Source organism: Pseudogulbenkiania sp. NH8B (genome assembly GCF_000283535.1).
GTDB classification, from domain to species: Bacteria; Pseudomonadota; Gammaproteobacteria; order Burkholderiales; family Chromobacteriaceae; genus Pseudogulbenkiania; species Pseudogulbenkiania ferrooxidans.
In genome coordinates this window covers 2199263-2217870 of sequence record NC_016002.1, presented here as the reverse complement: position 1 = coordinate 2217870, position 18608 = coordinate 2199263, and the positions used below count along the sequence as shown (strand labels likewise).

General features: G+C 63.2%; 17 protein-coding genes. 5 read left to right on the top strand and 12 right to left on the bottom strand.

What is annotated here, in order from left to right:
• Nucleotides 1-40 precede the first annotated feature (40 nt).
• Entirely contained in the window at nucleotides 41-1150 is a 1110-nt protein-coding gene (locus NH8B_RS10245) for a substrate-binding domain-containing protein (RefSeq protein ID WP_148282973.1), read from the bottom strand.
• 310 nt (nucleotides 1151-1460) lie between these two features.
• Between NH8B_RS10245 and NH8B_RS10240 the strand changes: the two genes are divergently transcribed.
• From NH8B_RS10240 to NH8B_RS10220, 5 genes are all read left to right on the top strand, one after another.
• Nucleotides 1461-1940 carry a formate dehydrogenase subunit gamma gene (locus NH8B_RS10240; RefSeq protein WP_014087217.1) on the top strand — a complete coding sequence of 160 codons (480 nt, stop codon included), beginning with the start codon at nucleotides 1461-1463 and terminating at the stop codon, nucleotides 1938-1940.
• Entirely contained in the window at nucleotides 1937-3481 is a 1545-nt protein-coding gene (locus NH8B_RS10235; protein WP_014087216.1) for a formate dehydrogenase beta subunit, read from the top strand. The genes NH8B_RS10240 and NH8B_RS10235 overlap by 4 nt, the downstream gene beginning before the upstream one ends.
• Nucleotides 3482-3491: 10 nt before the next feature.
• Nucleotides 3492-4313 (top strand): 2Fe-2S iron-sulfur cluster-binding protein, encoded by an 822-nt coding sequence (locus tag NH8B_RS10230; protein ID WP_014087215.1) that lies wholly within the window; start codon nucleotides 3492-3494, stop codon nucleotides 4311-4313.
• A gap of 439 nt (nucleotides 4314-4752) precedes the next feature.
• Nucleotides 4753-7707 carry an NACHT domain-containing protein gene (locus NH8B_RS10225; RefSeq protein ID WP_014086871.1) on the top strand — a complete coding sequence of 985 codons (2955 nt, stop codon included), beginning with the start codon at nucleotides 4753-4755 and terminating at the stop codon, nucleotides 7705-7707.
• Between the two features lie 568 nt (nucleotides 7708-8275).
• Nucleotides 8276-9004: an endonuclease gene (locus tag NH8B_RS10220; RefSeq protein ID WP_148282952.1), complete on the top strand. Its 729-nt coding sequence runs from the start codon at nucleotides 8276-8278 to the stop codon at nucleotides 9002-9004.
• Nucleotides 9005-9014: 10 nt separating this feature from the next.
• Here the strand turns inward: NH8B_RS10220 and NH8B_RS10215 are convergent, their stop codons facing one another.
• Genes NH8B_RS10215 through NH8B_RS10170 form a run of 11 tightly spaced genes read right to left on the bottom strand, consistent with a single transcriptional unit; the run spans nucleotide 9015 to nucleotide 18604 of the window.
• Nucleotides 9015-10343 (bottom strand): hypothetical protein, encoded by a 1329-nt coding sequence (locus NH8B_RS10215; protein ID WP_014086869.1) that lies wholly within the window; start codon nucleotides 10341-10343, stop codon nucleotides 9015-9017.
• Nucleotides 10340-10660: a hypothetical protein gene (locus NH8B_RS10210; RefSeq protein WP_014086868.1), complete on the bottom strand. Its 321-nt coding sequence runs from the start codon at nucleotides 10658-10660 to the stop codon at nucleotides 10340-10342. The genes NH8B_RS10215 and NH8B_RS10210 overlap by 4 nt, the downstream gene beginning before the upstream one ends.
• Entirely contained in the window at nucleotides 10657-11040 is a 384-nt protein-coding gene (locus NH8B_RS10205) for a hypothetical protein (RefSeq protein ID WP_014086867.1), read from the bottom strand. Before NH8B_RS10205 ends, NH8B_RS10210 begins: the two co-directional genes overlap by 4 nt.
• Complete coding sequence (locus tag NH8B_RS10200) at nucleotides 11037-12929, bottom strand: hypothetical protein (protein WP_014086866.1); 1893 nt, start codon at nucleotides 12927-12929, stop codon at nucleotides 11037-11039. Before NH8B_RS10200 ends, NH8B_RS10205 begins: the two co-directional genes overlap by 4 nt.
• Nucleotides 12929-13561, bottom strand: a complete 633-nt coding sequence (locus NH8B_RS10195; RefSeq protein ID WP_014086865.1) for a hypothetical protein — start codon at nucleotides 13559-13561, stop codon at nucleotides 12929-12931. The genes NH8B_RS10200 and NH8B_RS10195 overlap by 1 nt, the downstream gene beginning before the upstream one ends.
• Nucleotides 13561-13983: a hypothetical protein gene (locus NH8B_RS10190; protein ID WP_014086864.1), complete on the bottom strand. Its 423-nt coding sequence runs from the start codon at nucleotides 13981-13983 to the stop codon at nucleotides 13561-13563. Before NH8B_RS10190 ends, NH8B_RS10195 begins: the two co-directional genes overlap by 1 nt.
• Nucleotide 13984: 1 nt before the next feature.
• Complete coding sequence (locus NH8B_RS10185) at nucleotides 13985-17128, bottom strand: tape measure protein (RefSeq protein ID WP_014086863.1); 3144 nt, start codon at nucleotides 17126-17128, stop codon at nucleotides 13985-13987.
• Nucleotides 17125-17256: a hypothetical protein gene (locus NH8B_RS21300; RefSeq protein ID WP_255345155.1), complete on the bottom strand. Its 132-nt coding sequence runs from the start codon at nucleotides 17254-17256 to the stop codon at nucleotides 17125-17127. The genes NH8B_RS10185 and NH8B_RS21300 overlap by 4 nt, the downstream gene beginning before the upstream one ends.
• On the bottom strand, nucleotides 17241-17615 hold the full coding sequence (locus NH8B_RS10180; RefSeq protein ID WP_041702890.1) for a hypothetical protein: 375 nt from the start codon (nucleotides 17613-17615) through the stop codon (nucleotides 17241-17243). The genes NH8B_RS21300 and NH8B_RS10180 overlap by 16 nt, the downstream gene beginning before the upstream one ends.
• A 39-nt stretch (nucleotides 17616-17654) precedes the next feature.
• Nucleotides 17655-18407 carry a phage tail tube protein gene (locus NH8B_RS10175; protein WP_014086861.1) on the bottom strand — a complete coding sequence of 251 codons (753 nt, stop codon included), beginning with the start codon at nucleotides 18405-18407 and terminating at the stop codon, nucleotides 17655-17657.
• Nucleotides 18404-18604 carry a DUF7210 family protein gene (locus tag NH8B_RS10170; protein WP_014086860.1) on the bottom strand — a complete coding sequence of 67 codons (201 nt, stop codon included), beginning with the start codon at nucleotides 18602-18604 and terminating at the stop codon, nucleotides 18404-18406. Before NH8B_RS10170 ends, NH8B_RS10175 begins: the two co-directional genes overlap by 4 nt.
• Nucleotides 18605-18608: the final 4 nt, after the last annotated feature.

Here is an 18608-nt window from a genome sequence, read left to right as displayed (position 1 = left end):
GACGGGCGATGGTTGCCCGACGCGTCCCGGGCCGGTGGGCTCAGTACGGTGCCGCCAGCTCCGGAAACGCCTCGTCCACGCTGAGGATGGTGCCGGACTGGGCGCCATCGTAGCCGGGCAGCTGGCCGATGTCGTGCCGGAATTCGGCGCTTTGCAGGGCGGCAATCATGGTCTGCAGCGCGGGATGCTCCAGCGTCGCGCGGCGCACCAGGAAGAAATAGCGCTCGGTCTGCAGCGGCAGGAAGTCCAGGTCGAAACGCCGCGCGGCGGTCTCGATGCCGAGCCCGACGTCGGCCATGCCGCTGGCGATGAACGCCGCCACCGCCGCGTGGGTCAGTTCCGCCTGTTCATAGCCGTGCACCTGAAGCGGCGATACGCCGGCTTTCTGCAGCAGCTTGTCGAGCAACAGCCGGGTACCCGAGCCCGGCTGACGGTTGACGAAGCGCACCTCCGGCCGTCCCAGGTCGGCGATTTCGTAGATCTTGCGCGGGTTGCCGCGCACCACCATCAGGCCCTGGCGCCGTGTCACGATATGGATGACGCGCTGCTCGTGGCGATCGAAGTGCTCGGCGTAGCTGGCGGCGATCATCCTCTGGAATTCGCCCAGCGGCACGTGGAAGCCGGCCAGGTCGCACTCCCCCGCATGCAGCGCCGCCACGGCGTCCTGGCTGCTGCGGTACTTGAGGTCGATGGCCATGCCAGCGGCGCTCAGGGTGCGCACCAGCATTTCCACGGCAAAGCCATGGCTGGCGTGCAGCCGCAGCGGTGCACCTACCGCCTGCAGGGCGTGACGCAGTTCGGTCTCGATTTCCGACGCCAGCGTTTCCAGCAAGGGCCCGATGCGCGCCTTGATGCGGCGGTTGGCCCACACCAGTTTCTCGCCCAGCGGCGTCAGCCGCGCGCCCTTGCCGCGCGCCATTTCCAATAGCGGCACCCCGAGCGCGTCCTGCGCCTGCTGCACCAGCCCCCAGGCGTGCCGGTACGAGGTGTCGCAGGCCTTGGCGGCGGTCAGCAGGCTGCCGTGCGTCTGCACCGCGGTCAGCAACTCGATCACGCGGAACGGGATTTGGTCGCCGCTGTCGGCGGCCAGTTCCCATACCAGCTGGCTTTGCACCCGCAGGCGCTGCGCCATATTATGTTTTGATTGCATAATCATCCGGCAATCTGGTTCATATTGAAAAGCACCCCATAACCTAGCACACTGCGGCTCATCACGGCTTTCATTATGTTTTTGGAAGCATATGGGATGGCGTGTTCCCAACCATTCGGGGTCGGATTCAGACAGATCGGCCGCGCTTTTCAGCGGGACAATCAAGGATGTCCGAGAATGATTGAGAGCAGGCTCTCAAAATCTGTTCACGATCTGTCGCGAGCGCCCCGGACGGGATGAAGAGCCACGCCTGTGCCCCGACCGGGGCCGGCAGCAAGATCGGAAGCAGGTTTTCAACAGGGGATATCCAATGACGACCGAACAAGACCTGGCGCACGCGTCGCTCCAGGCCATCCTCCAGACGCACCAGAACCAGCCCGGCGCCTTGCTGCCGATTCTGCACGACGTGCAGGATACGCTGGGCTTTATCCCGGACTGGGCGGTGGCCGACATCGCCAAGGCGCTCAGCCAGTCGCGTGCCGAAGTGCACGGCGTCATCACGTTCTATCACCATTTCCGCACCACACCGCCAGCGCAGCACACGCTGCAGATCTGCCAGGCCGAGGCCTGTCAGGCGCGCGGCAGCCGCGAGCTGACCGCGCACGCGGAACAGGTGTTGGGCTGTAGCCTGCACGGCCGTAGCGCCGATCAAAGCATCGGGCTCGAGCCGGTGTACTGCCTGGGCCTGTGCTCCACCGGCCCGAACATCCAGTTGAACGACAAGATGGCCTCGCGCGTCGACGCCGCCAAGCTCGACCGCCTCCTGGCCAACGTGAAGGAGGCACAATGAGCATCCGCCTGTTTGTCCCGAGAGATTCCGCCGCCCTCGCCCTGGGCGCCGACGACGCCGCCGCCGCCCTTCTCGCCGAAGCAGCGCGCCGCGGTGTCGACATCGAGCTGGTGCGCAACGGCTCGCGCGGCCTGTTCTGGCTCGAACCGCTGGTCGAGGTAGAGACCGAGCAAGGCCGCGTCGCCTACGGCCCGGTTGAGGCCGACGACGTGGCGGCGCTGTTCGACGCGCTGATCCAGGGCTCGGAACACCGCCTCGGCCACGGCCTGACCGAGGACATCCCCTATCTGAAGAACCAGGAACGCCTGACCTTCGCCCGCGTCGGCATCACCGACCCGCTGTCGCTGGCCGACTATCAGGCGCATGAAGGCTTTGCCGGTCTCAAGCGCGCGCTGAGCATGGATGGCGCGGCGATCGTGCAGGAAGTGCTCGACTCCGGCCTGCGCGGCCGTGGTGGCGCAGCGTTCCCGACCGGCATCAAGTGGCGCACCGTGGCGCAGGCCGAAGCCCAGCAGAAGTACGTGGTGTGCAACGCCGACGAGGGCGACTCCGGCACCTATTCGGACCGGATGGTGATGGAAGACGACCCCTTCATGCTGATCGAGGGCATGACGGTCGCCGGCCTCGCCGTGGGCGCGACCCAGGGCTACATCTACGTGCGCTCCGAGTACCCGCATTCTTTCGACGTACTGAACCAGGCGATCAGGTTGGCCGAAGACGCCGGCTTCCTCGGCGAGAACATCCTCGCTTCCGGCAAGCGCTTCAAGCTCGACGTGCGCAAGGCCGCCGGCGCCTACGTCTGCGGCGAAGAAACCGCGATGCTGGAGAGCCTCGAGGGCAAGCGCGGCGTGGTGCGCGCCAAGCCGCCGCTGCCGGCGCTCTCCGGCTTGTTCGGCCAACCTACCGTGATCAACAACGTCATCTCGCTGGCCAGCGTGCCGGTGATCCTGGCGCGAGGTGCCGCGTTCTACGCCGACTACGGCATGGGCCGCTCCAAGGGCACGCTGCCGTTCCAGCTAGCCGGCAATCTCAAATACGGCGGGCTGGTGGAAAAAGCCTTCGGTCTGACCTTGCGTGAACTGCTGCACGATTTCGGCGGCGGCAGCGCCTCCGGCCGGCCGATCCGCGCGGTGCAGGTGGGCGGTCCGCTCGGCGCCTACCTGCCGGAGTCGCAGTTCGACACCCCGCTCGATTACGAAGCTTTCGCCGCGCTCGGTGCCGTGGTCGGCCACGGCGGCATCGTGGCCTTTGACGACTCGGTCGACATGGCCGAGCAGGCGCGCTACGCGATGGAATTCTGCGCCATCGAATCCTGCGGCAAGTGCACCCCCTGTCGCATCGGCTCGACACGCGGGGTCGAGGTGATCCAGCGCATCCAGAAAGATGAAAAACGTCCACAGCAGATCGCCCTGCTGCGCGACCTGTGCGACACCATGCTGCACGGCTCGCTGTGCGCGATGGGCGGCATGACACCCTACCCGGTGCTGTCGGCACTCAACCATTTCCCCGAAGACTTCGGTGCCAACGACGCGGCAGAGTAAGGAACAGACGATGAACACCCAGATTCACGACACCGACTTCGGCACCCCGGCCCGCGTTTCCGACAAGCTGGTCACGCTGGAAATCGACGGCCAGCAGGTCACCGTACCGGAAGGCACCTCGCTGATGCGCGCCGCCGCCGAAGCCGGCACCATGGTGCCCAAGCTGTGCGCCACCGACAGCCTGGAACCGTTCGGCTCCTGCCGCCTGTGCCTGGTCGAGATCGAAGGCCGGCGCGGCTTTCCCGCTTCCTGTACCACCCCGGCCGAGGCTGGCATGGTGGTGCGCACCCAGAGCGACAAGCTGCAGAGCCTGCGCAAGGGGGTGATGGAGCTGTACATTTCCGACCACCCGCTCGACTGCCTGACCTGTTCGGCCAACGGCAACTGCGAACTGCAGGACATGGCCGGCGTCACCGGCCTGCGCGAGGTTCGCTACGGCCTGGCCGGCGAAAACCACCTGGACAGCCCGAAGGACGAATCCAACCCCTACTTCAGCTACGACCCGGCCAAGTGCATCGTCTGCAACCGCTGCGTGCGCGCCTGCGAGGAAACCCAGGGCACCTTTGCGCTGACCATCTCCGGACGCGGGTTCGATTCCCGCGTGTCGCCGGGCCAGAGCGAGGCCTTCATGGAGTCCGAGTGCGTGTCGTGCGGTGCCTGCGTCGACGCCTGCCCGACCGCCACGCTGCAGGAAAAGTCGGTGATCCAGTGTAACCTTGCGCGAGTTTTGGCACTCTTTTGCGCGGCTTTTGTCACAGCGTCGTCTCGCCGGCTTGTGACAATTAGCGCGCTAAATGACAAACTCTTTTGCGCGGCTTTTGTCATAGTCTGATCACGCCAGTTTATGCACATTAGCTCGCTAAATTGCACTAGCCTATGCGCCAAAATTCCTGCCCATCAACAGGCAGAATGAGCCCCCCCTCCTGACTACCTCCCTCCCCACCAAAGTTTGCGCTGCACGGCCAAGTACTGTCGCTCACTCTCCTACTCAACAGCCATTCGAGCAGTTGGTACTCACTAAAACCAGCCGAATTCCCAAGGCGCACTCCTCGGCCTAAAAAGCAAGCTCAGAGGTCGATGCGCAATGGCAGGAATACACAGAAGTTCTGACATGCGCCAACCTGTTTTCTCGAGAGATTGTGGGTTGTGCTATCCGGCCCTGGGCGATCTATGGAGGTCGGGATGTACCAGAAATACACCGAAATGTCATAGACTACACAAAAGTCATCGTAACATTTGCTATGTTGTGCACAGACCGCGCGGGGATATTTATGCAAGGCAAGCTATCAGAACTCATTCGCAACTATTCAAAGCCATACAGAAAGCGTCTAACACAGTCTCCTTCTGACGCCCGTGAATACGCCGCACTCGTGGACTTCCACATAAAAGTCGCGTTGACTCTATTGGCAGCCTACAGTGCCCGCACTGCTGCTCCCATCAAGCTCGGTGACACACCCGGCGTGGGAGAGATGCTAAGCGGGATCAGGCTCGCCAGGAAATGGCGCACCAGCCAAGATCCAATTGTTGTCGGATGGCATGAATTCGCCGAAGAATTCCTCGCGGAGTTTTCGAGAAACATTCACGATGGTAAGAACTTTAAGACCATTCGAGATGAGCTTTCTCATGGCAATCCGATCCCCGTCGACGACAAACCGGCAGCGGCGATCTGCGATGCATTGCGCGGGTTTTCCGATGCGATTGCGTATCGCTTAGAGACGCAGTTGGATAAGTTCACATACACAACGAGCACAAAATCTATTAAGGCTTCGTGCGGGGAAGACGTACAAGAGCTCTGCCCTGTCTGGGACTTCAATCTGGCGCAAGGCGTTATCGGTATTTACGCGACCTTCGACTACGATGGAGTGTACTACTTATGCCCAGAGATTGGGTCCTACCGCAACCAGCATCCTGAGAACACCCAGGCGTTCCGAGACGGCTTCCTGGGGAAAGATCCAATAGCTAGGCATTTTGGCCAGTTCGTTTATGAGATCACGCGGGACATCGCGGGCTTCTCAGAAGACCATTCGCCTCCACCTTATGACTTTGGGGAGGGACAGTACGCGGGCGTTGTCTTCGTCACTTGGACACAGGCTAGCAGCCAGGGCAATGTGTATAGGACTGACCAGTTCCGTCGCGGCCAAGACAATCGCTATGAGTGGCTAGATACCGACTCGAATACTTGGGTCGGGTACTCCAGCTTCTTGCGCAGAATTTCAAACTGGGGCGTCCTGGCGCGGCGCGTACGCATTGAGCTCGACGAGCAAGAAAGGCGCAAGCAGGTCGCGGAGACCGGTACAGCTCAGTCTAGTGCGGGAACGAAAATTGAAGCTGTGCTAGTCGAGGAGACCGACTCCCGAGATTCGCAGGCAGGTATTAATCTCCTGTCGCGTGCTGACGGGGCCTGCCTACCGTCTAAGAGTTTTACAACCGTGTTCTTTGTTGTTGGCGATGCTGGTATGGGCAAGACCGAGTACCTCCTGAGCCTCGCCCGCGAACGGGCCAGTGCGATAGAGGCCGACTCAACCAGCGAGGTGCCTCTTTACCTGTTCGTTAGCTCCGCGGGACGTGCCCTTTCCAACATTGACGACGCTATCAACACCTCACTTAGCATCACCCGAATTCTAAACAATCAAAGCGCCAAGGCACTGTGCAGAAATGGCCTACTCGTGCTAGTCGTTGACGGTTTCGACGAGCTCCTTGGTAGCAGCGGCTACGACAACCCGCTTGGTTCGCTCGAAGGATGGTTCCGAGATTTGCGTGGCCGTGGCGTGTTAATCGCCTCCGCACGCTCAGCCTACTACATGACCCGGTATCGACGGTCTCTAAGCGAGACGACAGACCTGAATGTGGAACATACGGTCGCACACATCCAGCCGTGGACACAAGAAAATATCAGAGCCTTTCTCGAGAGCTACGGCGTGCAAAATGCCGACCTCTCCGGCCTCAGCGAGCGAGACTGGAAGCTACTGGCTATACCTTTCTTCGCCAAAGCATTTGCTACGTGGTGTATTAGCCGAAAATCCTCACACACAGAGCAGATTGGAATTTTCCAGGTTGTTGTCGAGCAATACCTTGAACGTGAGTCCACGAAGATTCTCGACCATAACAACGTTCCCATTCTTACTACACCAGATCTTCAGGTGCTATTCAGCGAGTTCGCCGAGATGATGCACCTTGAAGGTAAACGTGAACTGGAGCAGTCGGATTTAGAGCTCTGTGCCAGCGCTGCTTTAGGGCTCAATGATATCGACAAGGAGCGCCCAGGGCTACGGCGCAGGCTAAGCTCACTATGTGGCCTGTCTGCCGGGGACATCATAGCGGGCGACAGTAAGTTTGGTTTCTCTCACGAGGTGATTTACGATTGCTTCCTTTCGCTGGCCCTGCAACGACGGTGTGAGGCTAGTGTTGAGCAGACCTACGTCGCAAACTTTTTCGACAAGGGCACCATCAATCCAGCTGTTATCGAATGGTTCGTCGCTTACAATTCTGAGGTTGCACGCCGCTCGCTGGAAACACTCCTATCGCAAAGAAGAGAGTCGCCAAACTGGAAGAAGAATGTCGGAACCCTTTGGACTGCGCTCCTCGATTACGCAGGAGGCGTGCCGCCACACCTCTCCGCATCAGGGCTTGAGTTCCAGACCATCAGTCTAAGAAATGGGAGCAGTCAAGTACTCGGAATGCAAAATGCCATCGTCAATCAGCTTCTGATTTCTAATGGTGCGCCGAATGTTGACCTCAGAAACACGGCCATCGGATACCTTGATGTGGACAACTCCACAACGCTTAAGCGACTGCGTAATCTCACCCCCGAGTTGATTCAAGTGCTCCGTTCGCCAGACTACTACTGTGACACCACACCAAGTATTCGCAAGGCCCTGGAAGATGAGGGCGTTATCGAACGAGAAGCAAACGCCGCTAGCCGAGAGTGGCTGGACACAGCGAACTATTTTATTGAGTCGTTAGTAAGCCGTCCGGACGCACCAATTGTCGTCGTCACTGAAACCCTTGAGGCGGATGGCGAAAGATTAGGTTGGACGCAGCGGCTTGGATCGGCAAAGTGGGTCGCATTTGTTAACCGGCTCACGCAGTGCGGCTTGGCGAGGTGGGAAGACATTGTTTGTAAGGGACCGCACAAAAGCCGACTCGTTTTCCAAGTCCCTCCTGCTGACATTGCTCGCCGTATTGGCAGCATTGCAGGAGTTGCAGATTTCTGGGGCGATCATTAAGTGGATAATTTGCCAAAGTTAACGTGGCATGAGGCTCCCAGGCATAGCAACAGTTCTATTGACTATTGGAGACCCCTCCTCTCCCAATGCATGCTGGGCGACCGGGATGGTCGAAAGGCATTCGCTCCTTGTAACACTTCGCAAGAACTGCTTTGAATTGGCGGCGGACCTCTCTTCCATAGCGAAGGATCGTCCGCTATGGCCGACCTGCTTTCTGCTAGTGGCTTCGCCGGGCGCCTGCTTCGCTCATATGCCTCCTGTTTAACCGCAACTGATACGACCGGCAACTTTGGATCGATGGGAGCCGACTCTGAGCAACGCAATAGTTCCATATTTATTGTGTCGCAGGAGCCAGACCGGCATTTGCCCCCGCCCCAGGCAGGTTCGTCAGGTTATTTTGATGGCGAACTGCGAGAGCTTGTCGGGCGGCATGCTGGTCAGTAGACTCCGCCCAATGCGCTACTTCCCCGTATTAATTGCACTTCTGTTGGCCGGCTGTGACGCCGGCCAAGTCTCCTCGGTTGCCCATTCCCCGGCCGTCAAACAACTGGCTCAGTTGGGTCAGAGCATGCTGAGTTCGACCGACTCGGTTGGTTCCACTGACAAGCCAGCTGCGTCCGTCGTCGCCTCCAATCTGGTTAACGGCAAGTCTGCCGTTGGCCACCGTGATTTTGCAAACGCCAAGAAGGTGCTGCCCCGTATTTTCACCGGCATGGAAGAGGACTTCTACTGTGGCTGCAAGTACACCGGCAAGGACGTGAACTTCTCTTCCTGCGGCTATCAGCCGCGCAAGAACGTCGCACGCGCCAGCCGCATCGAGTGGGAGCACGTGGTACCGGCCTGGGTGCTGGGCCATCAACGCCAGTGCTGGCAGAACGGCGGCCGTAAAAACTGCACCTCTACCGATCCGGTTTTCCAGATGGCCGAGGGCGACCTGAACAACCTAGTGCCCGCCGTAGGCGAGGTCAACGGCGACCGGGGCAACCTGGCTTACGGTGCCTGGACGCGCAACCCGGAGCCGATGTACGGTCAGTGCCGGACCATCGTCGACTTCAAGAACCGGCGCGTGCAGCCGCGCGAAGAGGTGCGCGGACGGGCCGCTCGCATCACCTTGTACATGCACGATCGCTACCAGCTACGCATGAGCAGCCAGGACCGCAAACTGATGTGCGCCTGGGCCAAGCAGTACCCCGTCGATGACTGGGAGCTGCGCCGTAACGAGCGCATTGTGAAACTGCAGGGCGAAGGCAACCCGCTAGTAACCGATCCGGCCAAGTTGGCTGCCGTCTGCGGCTAAGCTAGGCGCCTCACGTAAAGAAGAAGCTCTGATCATCCGGGTTGTCCGAGAGATAGAGGTAATCCGGTGACAGGGCTCTCAGATGGCGGGCGTTCGGCACTTTACGGATGATGTGATCATCCGGGATCAGGCTCCCCTTCACCGCGTCGATGTAATAAAAAGTCGGGTCGGGTACCCCGTTCTGCGGCACCTCGACGATCCCGACGCGCATCAGGGAGGACAGGAAGGGGCGCCCCATGTCTTCGATAGCATACGATTCCCCGCAGATAGCGAGAGCCTTGTAGTAGACGCGCATCAGCGCCCCATACGGCAGGCCGTGGTATGACTCCCACCACCGATCTTCCAGGTTCGGCGTGTACGATCCTGCCATATAGTCTTGAATGGACTCTCCGTCGATTGTGCAGGCCGAGACATACTGTTGACCATATTTGAAGGTCACCAGGTCCCTGCCCTCCAATGACAGCGTGACCACTCGCCAATACTGGCTCAGGGTTAGGGAGACCGACGGCTGGCTGTCGTCTTCGTTATACGTGCCTTCCAGGACGCCCTGGTAGGCACTGATCACGCTATCGCTGTCAAAGGCCTCCTGGGTCTCGACCAGTTTGACGACACCCTCTGGCATGAGAAAGGCCGCTCCGCCACTGGTGCCACTGTATCGCGGCAGAATGTTGGCGACCTGCTTCACCGCGATCTGCACATCGTATCGGGTTTGATTGAGCCGTTTCGGGTTGCCCACATTGTCGGTTCGTGTAACCGCCGTGACGTCGGCTTCGAAGTAGCCCCAGCCTTTGACCAGAACCAGCACCTTCTTCCCGTCCAGGGAACACCAAACCCACTCAATGTTCTCGTTCCAGGCGAGGGTCCAGGCAAACGAGTTGGTCTCCTGGATGTTCACCTCTGGCTGAAGGAGGCGATCACGCTCGTCCGCGAACCCGCCGCCATCGAAAGAGAGCCACAGTACTTCTCCTGGACCTATCGGATACAGCCAGGGGGGTGAGCGGTAATAGGACTGGCCCAGCACCTGGCCGGCGTACACCGACAACTGTGGGCCGGTGAACCAGACCTCCGTTCTGGCCCCGGGTACGTTTTTCGGGGCGCCGGGGACGTCAACCACGTTAATGCAGGAAGGCGGCCCACCATTCTTGAAATTCCCTTTGTCGTCCCACTGGAATCCGAAAGGATTGGCCCCGCGCCAGGCGAACGATTGCCCGTCCCAGCGGTGCAAGGTGCCGGAGCGCCCATAGCCGGTGATCGGACTGTACGGCGAATCGGGGTCAGGTTGCGTGACCACGTAGCCCCCGCCGATGAAGCCGGCCTTCTCGACCTGGTCCAGTGTCATGGCTGTTTGAACTCCAGCGTCACGACATCATTGCCGTCCGTCAGGCATTTCACCGACTTGATCGGCTTGGCAGTGATGGCGAACAAGCCGTCGGCCGTATAAGCGGGCGTCGCTGCCGCCGGGTAATACTCGCGGCTTTGTTCCGTCAACTTACTGAATGACATGCCTCCTCCACCGGAGGGGATGCTGGTGCCGGTTCCTGTCCGGCTGGGGATGCCACCCCGCGACGGAGCCGGTGGCAGGCCGCCGCTCGACTGGCGATCCGGCACCCCCAGCGCCTTGGCCACGGCCTTGGCGTCATCTTTGCTCAGACTCATAGTGCAGCCTCCTTCAGGGCATTGGTGACCAGTTCCAGATTGCGGTAGTCGCCAACGGCGATGCCTTGAGTGGTGATCTGCAACCACACCGGCACGGCGACGTCGATGCGCGCGCCCAGGCTGACGCTGGCACCACCGGTAGCCAGGCCATCCTCAGAGGTGGCCAGGCGGACGGCATTGGCCTGGATGCCGGCGCCGGTGCTCTGGGCGCTCAGGACGATATCGCCGCCGTCGGCGGCCGTAGCAACCCGGCCCGGCGTTGGACCGGCCCAGAGCCGCATCCTTGGCGGAGTGCCCATGCCCTCGCTGTCGCCGGTCAGGGCCAGTTCCGTGACCGGTCGGGTCAGCGCGGCGTCGTAGTACAGGGCAAAGCTGATCATGGTGTGGGAATCCTCACGGTGAACTCGTCGACCGGGATGGCCACGGTCACGTCATAGGTCTGCTCGACGTCGAGCGGGTCGGTCAGGGTCGCCGGGATGGCTGGGGTCTGGATCACCACCTGGCGCGGGTAGCTGGCGGTCGTATCGCCCTGAGCGCCGGTGGTGAAGCCGGTGCCTGACTCGGCTTCCGCCCTCCCCTCCAGGTAGCTCGGCACCGTCACCGAGGCAGTCAGACTCTGGTCCGTGATGGCCGACAGCGCTGGGTCGGGCAATGGCGACGCGTCCACGGTGCCGGCGCCGATCAGGGCTGACACCGCCAGTTCGACGTCCATCAGCGCCGTGCCAGCGTTCAGGTCGTAACGCTCCACCAGCCGGGCCAGCTTGCCGCTGGCCAGCAGGCTGCGGCTGTCCAGCCGCCAGGCTTGGTTCAGATCGGCACGCAGGTCGGCCGGGATCTGACACCGGACCCGCGTGGCGCGGTGGCTGGCCAGGATCTGCGCCCGACCGAGGGCCGCCAGGGTCTTGATGGCCGTCGTACAAGTGGCACGGCTCACGCCGGGCAAGGTGTCGACATCCGTGGTGCCGGCGATCAGCGGGGCAACGTCGCTAGAGCCCTCCCACTCGCTTGACTGGAAGCGGCTATTTGCGTCGAGGCTGGCGGTGGCGCCTTGCTGTTTGCGGGTACCCAGCGCGACCACCGAGTCCGGTGCACAAACGGTGAGGCGCCAGCGCTCGGTGACCACCTGGGCAATGCGCTTAACCAGGGTCAGCTGGGCCTCGTCGCAGCGTGGGTCAGTGGCCGGGTCGCCGGTGTAGTCGTTAACGAAGATCAGCACGCTGCCGGTGGAGCTGTAGCCGACAAAGCCGGTCGGGCGTGGCGGGTGGTAGGTCGCCGAGGCCAACAGCCAGCCGGTGTTCTGCGCCGCCTGTTCGAACAGGGTTTTCTCGGGGAGCTGGTAGGGCTTTCCGTTGTTGCCGATGACGTACTCGCTGTAGCTGATACCCATGTTCCAGTGGTAGGTGAAGGTCCACTGGTGCAAGCGTGGCAGGCGGTATTCGAAGCTGCAGGCGGTCTGCCGGCGCTGGCGGCCGACGGTCACGGCATTGCGTGGGTCGTTATTGGCCGAGGCGTTGTCGTCGACCAGGCTGACGGTGTCGTTGGTCACCACGTTGACCACGTCGGTCAGCGCCGCCGGCTGCACGTGTAGCGTACCGTCGATCAGGTCGTCGTCGCTCAGCGTCCGGGTGATGGCGAGGCCCGACCAGGGTGTCAGCCGGGGATTGCCGTAAATATCAAGGTCGAAGGCAGCGGCCAACGTGATGAGTTGGTCCGTGGCGTAGCGCAGACTGTCGCGGCCAGCACCAAACACCACGTCAGAACCGTGACCACCCAGCATGGCATCGATTGCGCTGCGGTCGGCCAGCGCCAGCACTTCGCGCCGGGCATCCTGGCCGTGCAGCCGCACCGTGCCCTGTTCCAGGTCCAGTTCTGGCACTACCACTCGGCCGGTGAAGCGTCGCACCCACGGTGCGGCGGGGGTGGCCTGGGCGTCGACGGCCAGAACCGCGCCGGCATAGCCCGCCAAGGTGTCGCCGGCTGCCAGCAGCAGCGTCAGTGTGGCAATCCGTGCCGCGCCCTCCTCGGCCTCGATCTCAACCGATCCGGTCAGCCGTTCGGACACATCGGCGCCGCCCAGCATCACCCGGATCGACCAGGTGGATGCGTCGAGCCGGGCCGGCACCACGGCGACGCGCACGGCGACGGCGGTCATGCTGCCGGCGGCCGGCGCGGTCACCACGACATGCAGCGGGAGGCGGAAGGTGTTGTCAGGGCGTGTCGTCTCGGACTGCCCGAGGACGAAACGTGACAGGATACCGGTACCGAGCATCAGGCCGGCCCGCCCTCAGACGGGGCCCCGTTATCCGTCTGCTTGTACCATGTCCCCGACAGGGACAAGGGTGTGGCCGACAGCGCGATATGCTTGCCACCGGCCGCCGGGAAGGCCACCAGGATCAGCCCGGTGCGACTTCCCACCGCCGGTAGGACGTAGCTCGTGCCATCGGGATTGACCACTCTGGGCGGGAATGGCGCCAAGCAGGCCCAACTGCCATTGACCACACCATACGGCACGACGGTTAGTTGGTTGTTGAACAACTGCTGCAGGTCTTCCGCCGAAATCGACATGTAGAGGCGGCTGCCTGCGGGGAAACGGAAGTCCAGCGGCGGCGCATCGGTGGCCATATTTTGGCTGAGTCCAATTTGCATCATGTCGCTCATGCTGTAGACCACCAGTATCTGGCGATACGTGACCGGGGCCGTGGCAGGGGTTTCGATGGTCAGGACGGCATACGTGTCAGCATTACTCCGGAGCATGGCGTCCAGACCAATCCAGTCATCCACCGGCAGGGCCATGCCGCCATCCCATTCGGCAGTGGTGACGGTTTCCCACCCGTCCAGATAGGTCGGAATGCCATTGATGGATGGGACGGATTTTCGGTAGTCGGGATTCGGCGTCGCCATTACTGCTCCTCCAGGGTTAGGGTCCAGCCCCACGTCAGGGCGCGGGGATCGGTGTCTTCGGTGACGGTGATGAAGCCCGTCAGGCGCGGCCAGTAGATGTAGAAGCCGTCGCGCACCTGGCCGGGGATGTCCGGGCGCTCGACCACCGGTGTGCCGACCGTCACGGCGCGAGGCGCCACACAGTCCAGTACGTGCGGCACGGTCGGATCGAGCAGGCCGAGGGGCGCCGGCATCCAGCCGGTGCCGGTCAACTCGGTGCGCCACTTGTGCCAGTGCGACTGCAGCACCCCCTTGCCGGAGCGGGTGCGCAGCAGTGTGCTGCCGCCCAGCCGCTCATAGCGCTGCGTTAACTTCACGGCGGCCCGGACCGGGATTAACACCCCGTCGAGGCCAAAGGTCAGGGCGTAGTCGTGTTCCGTCATGTCAGCCAAATTTCAGGTTCAGGGTCCGGGCAGCGTCGACCAGCTGCTTGACCGCATCATTCGTGCCGGCGAGCGCGACCGGGGCGGTCTGGCCGGGCAGGTACAGGTTGAGCGGCTGCAGTTCACGGGAGACCGTGGGCGCGGGCGCTCGTAGGGCCGGCAACGCCGCCATCGGGCTGGCCAGGCGTGGCAGCTGGGTCACCAGTCCACCGTGCGCGTAGCGCGGCAGGCTGAGCCGGTTGAGCGCGTGCAGCAGTTCCGGCCCGTAGTGCTGCACCGCCGCCGAGCGGACCACGAACTCGCCGTTCGACAGCCACGACAGGATGCTGTCGGAGGTGCCCGTCCCCGGACCACGGATCAGGCCGCCCGCCGCGTTCTTCTGGATCGGCGGCAGACCGACGGACTGTCGTGCTTCCTTCAGGTAGTTGCCGTCGGGGTCGACGTACTCCACCGGTATCCGCACTGGCTTCGCCTCGGCCAGCTGCTGGAAGCGGGCCAGCAGGTTCTCCAGGTCGAACACGCCCTGCTCGGTATCGAAGCCGACCTTCAGGTTCTTGACCTGCTCGGCGGCCTGCTTGAGCGCCTCCAGCTTCTCCATCACGGCCTGCAGCTGGTTCTTGGCGGCTGTCTCGGCCTCGGCGTCGAAGCTGTCCTGCAGGCGGCCGGACTCGTCGTTGAAGAACTTGAACTCGCCTTCGGTGATCTTGCCCGCCTCGCGCAGCCGGGCGATGGTGTCGGCCAGCGACTCGAATGCCTTCTCGGCGGCTTGGGCCTCGCGCTGGTAGCGGCGGAAGTCGCTGTCCAGCCCCGATTGTTGTGCCTGCTTGAGGCTGTCCGACGCCTTGTTGGCCAAGGCCGCCGCCTTGCTCTTGGCGTCGTAGTAGTCGGTCACGCCCAGCTCGTCCGGCGCCTTGGCCTTGGCTGCCGGGTCGGTCGCGTTGCGCGCCGCCCAGGCATCCTGGTGACGCTGGCGGGCATCGAGGCTTTTCTTCAGCTGCTCGTTGGCGCGGTCGTAGAGCTTCTGTTCCTTTGCCAGGTTCTCGGCGAGGTTGGCCAAAGTGCCACGCCGCACCCCTTCGACGTTCTTGCCGAAGGTCTCTTCCAGGGTGATGCGCTGCCGGCTGTACTGTCGGTAGGCGTCCAGCGCTTGCTGGTACGCCCAGGCTTCCTTGGCCAGGCGCTGTGCCGTGGCGTCGCCGCTGATGTCGCCGACGTCTTCCTGGCGCTGGTGCAGCAGGTTCTGCTTGGTGGCCAGGGCGCGCTTCAGGTCGGCTTCGTACTTGGCGCGCGCCTCCTTACTCAAGCCGTTGAGTTGAGCGGCGGATTTCACATCCACCTCGGTGACGCCGCTCTTGGCCAGGTCGATGAATTGCTGCTGCAGCTTGTTGCGCCGTTCGTTCGCGGCATTCAGCCGTTCCGTGTGCTCCAGGATGACATCGATGGCGACCACGGCCGCCGCCGCGCCCAGTACGCCGATGCCTAGGGTCAGGCTGAGCGGCAGCATCCGCACCACCTTCAGCAGCCCGGTGATCTCACTCAGGGCCTTGGCGATGCCGGCCGAGTCGGCGGCCACCGCCACCCGGATCGAGGATACGGCGCGAACGGCATTGAGGGCGCCAGCCAGCCCTCCGAGCCAGCCGATGGCCTCCTGCAGGATCTTCCCGCCGACCCACATCCCGAGCATCAGCTTGATCGCGTCCGCATGCTCGCGGATGAAACCGACCGTCAGGCGGGCCACCTCGCCGATGGCGCGGATGGCGGCGGCGAGATTCCGCCCCATTTCCGCCGCCGTGCCGTCCTGCATGGCCTGCTTGATGGCGTCCATCAACGCCTTGACCTGTTCCTTGGCCGCGTCCAGGGCGCCGTTCTCGGCCACCATGGCCAGGAACTGATCCCACAGGTCCCGCAGCTGGGACAGCATGCCCTCCCAGGTGCCGACGTTGGACGCGGCGGCGCCCTTGGCGTCCTCTTCCATCGCCTGGATCAGCTGGCGGATGGCGTCGCGCCCCAGCTGGCCGTTGCTGGCCAGGCTCTGCAGCTCGGAGGCAGCCTTGTTGAGCTTCCGGCCTAGCAGCTCCCACACCGGCACGCCCGCCTCGATCAGCTGCAGCGCCTCCTCTCCCTGTAGCTTCTCCTTCGACCAGGCTTGGCCCAGCGCCAGGGAGATGCGCGACAGGGTCTCCTGGGAGCCACCGAGCTTGGCCGCCTGGTTGGTGGCGGCCTGCATCGCGCCGCTCAGCGGATCGAGGCCGAAGTTCTTGAGCTGGGCGTAGGTCTGTGTCAGCCCCTTGACGCCAAACGGGGTGTCCAGTGCCATCTGCCGCATGTCGGCCATGGCCTTGGCGCCCAGCACCGAGGATTTCTCGACGTTGTTGAGCTGCACCTGCAGCGTCTCGAACTGGCCACCGACGGTCAGCACGGACTGGGTGGCCTGGACGGCGGCCGTCAGGGAACCCAGCGCCAGCAAGGCGCCGGCCATTTCCGAGCTGAAGGACGACAGCAAGCCCGAACGCATCGGTACGGCCAGCGAGCCGCGCAACTCGGCGACCTTGGTCTGCATGGCCTGGGCGGCGGCGACCTGTTCCGACCAACTGAGCTTGCCGCTGGCGGTCAGCCGTTGATAGGCCGCCTGCACCTGCCGGATCTGGCGCGTGACGTCCGCTTCCGATTCCACCCCCAGCACCGAGCGGGCTGAATCCAGCCGGCGCGACTGGTTGAGCCGCTGGCTGACGGAAGCCACCCGCGCCGCCATGCGCTCCTGCTCGGCCGCCAGGTTGCGGGTATCGATGCCGGCCGCCGTCAGCTCCTTCCGCAACGTGGCCAGCGCCCCGGCCTCCGTGCGCATGCGGGTGCCGGCCTGGGCCAGCCCACGCTCGGCCCGCGCCAGTTGGGCCTCCAGCTCCTTGCTGGGCGACGTGGCCGACGCCAGCGCCTGGCGGTAGGCGTCGACCTCCTTCTTGAGCGAGAAGTACGCTTTAGCGGCCTCTTTGGCACTCTGTTGCGAGCGCTCGAACAGCTGGACGCGGGCGGCCTTGTCCGCCATGCCCTGCAAGGCGTTGCCGAACTTGGCCTCAGCCTGGCCAATGGCGCTCAGGAAGCCGCTGGCGTTGGCGTTGATGACGTATTGCAGGGTCTGGGCGGTCATGATCGTTGGCGGTTCAGTTCATCGATGGCGGCCAGGAACAGCCGCCAGGGGTAGCTCAAGGCATGCGGATGGCCGGCGCCGATCACGGCGCACAGGGTGGCTTCGAAACGCTCTAGCTGCTGGGCCACTGGAAGCTCGCCAGCGCCGCCATTTCGGCCCGCTGCTTCGCCTCCTCCAACCGTGCCAGCATCCCGAAAAAAAGCGGGTTCAAGCCCCGGCAGTGTTCGACGATGGCCTGCAGCTCGGACTGGCCGAATGCCCCCAGCACCTCCCGCGACAGCCCTGTCATCAGGCGGATGGCTGATAGGTCGATCCCCGGCACCAGGGTCTTGTCGATCAACAGGTCGGCACGTTCGGCCGGGTCGAGGTCGGCCACGTCATCTCGCGCCGCGAACTGGACCACCAGGCCGCGAATCTCGGCGACGGTCAGCTCCGTCACGGTGACGGACTTGTCCTTGCCGATGGGATAGGTTTCTTGAACGCGCATGTTTGGCTCCGGCGGGGCACGGTGTCCCGTGCCCATGGTTTACTTGAGGTAGGTTTCCCTGATCCACTGGGAACGGCCCGCGCCCTGCTGCAGCGGATCGGCCAGGCACTCGAACTTGAGCCCGCCGGACCGGAACGACTTGCCGAGCAGCGCGTACTTGTCGACGAAGCCGAACTTGCCCCGGAACACCTCGACCACAACCTGCTTGCCGTTGGCGCGGTTGATGCCGTGGAACAGCAGCGCCTTCTCTTTGCGCTGGCCGGTCAGCCACTCGACGACGTTGGCCTCGCCCGCCTGGTAGCTGACCTTGACCTTGCTGCCGTCGGCGATGGCGCCGGTGGTCAGGGGGATCGGGCCGGCGGCGGTCGGGAAGAAATCGACCCCGGGGACGTAGGTCTTGGTGCCGGCCTCGTCGGTCAGCTGGTAGGTGTCGGCGCCGGGCTGCTCGATCAGCACCACGCTGCCCTTGTAGGCGGTATGCAGCTCGTCCGACACCGTGGCGGCGGCGCGCACCGAGGCGGTGCCCTGGCTCATCTCGGCCATCACCTCCGGAGAGAAGGTTTTGACCGCGAAGTCGATCACCACCGCCTTCACGCGGGTGATCTTGTCGTAGTTGCCGTCCCCGGTGTACGAGTCGGGCAGCTCCTCGGACTCCTCGCTGATCGAGATGTCAGCCGACTCCACCATGGCGAACGACGTGAACTTGCGGGCGGCGTAGTCCGCCCACAGGAACTGGCCGTTCACCGCGATGGTGTGCTTCTCGGTGCTGGCCTGGAATGGCGCGAAACTCATGCGTGAGCCTCCTTGGGTTTAACGGTGACGACGGTGGCAGCCTCGGTGGCCGTGTCGGCGTCGACGGCGATGCGGTTGTTCTTGAGCCACGTTGCCGTGGCCGGGGACATGGTGAGCACTGCCCCCTCCTGGTGGTCCGCGCCAGCGTGGCGGTGGGCCTTCAGTAGCTTCACGCGGACGGGCGTTGGATCGGCCATGACG

Coding starts and splice junctions, on each gene's coding strand:
- NH8B_RS10215 (WP_014086869.1), bottom strand. CDS start 10,343: ATGACACTGGACCAGGTCGAGAAGGCCGGCTTCATCGGCGGGGGCTAC.
- NH8B_RS10235 (WP_014087216.1), top strand. CDS start 1,937: ATGAGCATCCGCCTGTTTGTCCCGAGAGATTCCGCCGCCCTCGCCCTG.
- NH8B_RS10245 (WP_148282973.1), bottom strand. CDS start 1,150: ATGCAATCAAAACATAATATGGCGCAGCGCCTGCGGGTGCAAAGCCAG.
- NH8B_RS10175 (WP_014086861.1), bottom strand. CDS start 18,407: ATGAGTTTCGCGCCATTCCAGGCCAGCACCGAGAAGCACACCATCGCG.
- NH8B_RS10190 (WP_014086864.1), bottom strand. CDS start 13,983: ATGACGGAACACGACTACGCCCTGACCTTTGGCCTCGACGGGGTGTTA.
- NH8B_RS10210 (WP_014086868.1), bottom strand. CDS start 10,660: ATGAGTCTGAGCAAAGATGACGCCAAGGCCGTGGCCAAGGCGCTGGGG.
- NH8B_RS10240 (WP_014087217.1), top strand. CDS start 1,461: ATGACGACCGAACAAGACCTGGCGCACGCGTCGCTCCAGGCCATCCTC.
- NH8B_RS10170 (WP_014086860.1), bottom strand. CDS start 18,604: ATGGCCGATCCAACGCCCGTCCGCGTGAAGCTACTGAAGGCCCACCGC.
- NH8B_RS10185 (WP_014086863.1), bottom strand. CDS start 17,128: ATGACCGCCCAGACCCTGCAATACGTCATCAACGCCAACGCCAGCGGC.
- NH8B_RS10195 (WP_014086865.1), bottom strand. CDS start 13,561: ATGGCGACGCCGAATCCCGACTACCGAAAATCCGTCCCATCCATCAAT.
- NH8B_RS10230 (WP_014087215.1), top strand. CDS start 3,492: ATGAACACCCAGATTCACGACACCGACTTCGGCACCCCGGCCCGCGTT.
- NH8B_RS10225 (WP_014086871.1), top strand. CDS start 4,753: ATGCAAGGCAAGCTATCAGAACTCATTCGCAACTATTCAAAGCCATAC.
- NH8B_RS10220 (WP_148282952.1), top strand. CDS start 8,276: ATGCTGAGTTCGACCGACTCGGTTGGTTCCACTGACAAGCCAGCTGCG.
- NH8B_RS10205 (WP_014086867.1), bottom strand. CDS start 11,040: ATGATCAGCTTTGCCCTGTACTACGACGCCGCGCTGACCCGACCGGTC.
- NH8B_RS10180 (WP_041702890.1), bottom strand. CDS start 17,615: ATGCGCGTTCAAGAAACCTATCCCATCGGCAAGGACAAGTCCGTCACC.
- NH8B_RS10200 (WP_014086866.1), bottom strand. CDS start 12,929: ATGCTCGGTACCGGTATCCTGTCACGTTTCGTCCTCGGGCAGTCCGAG.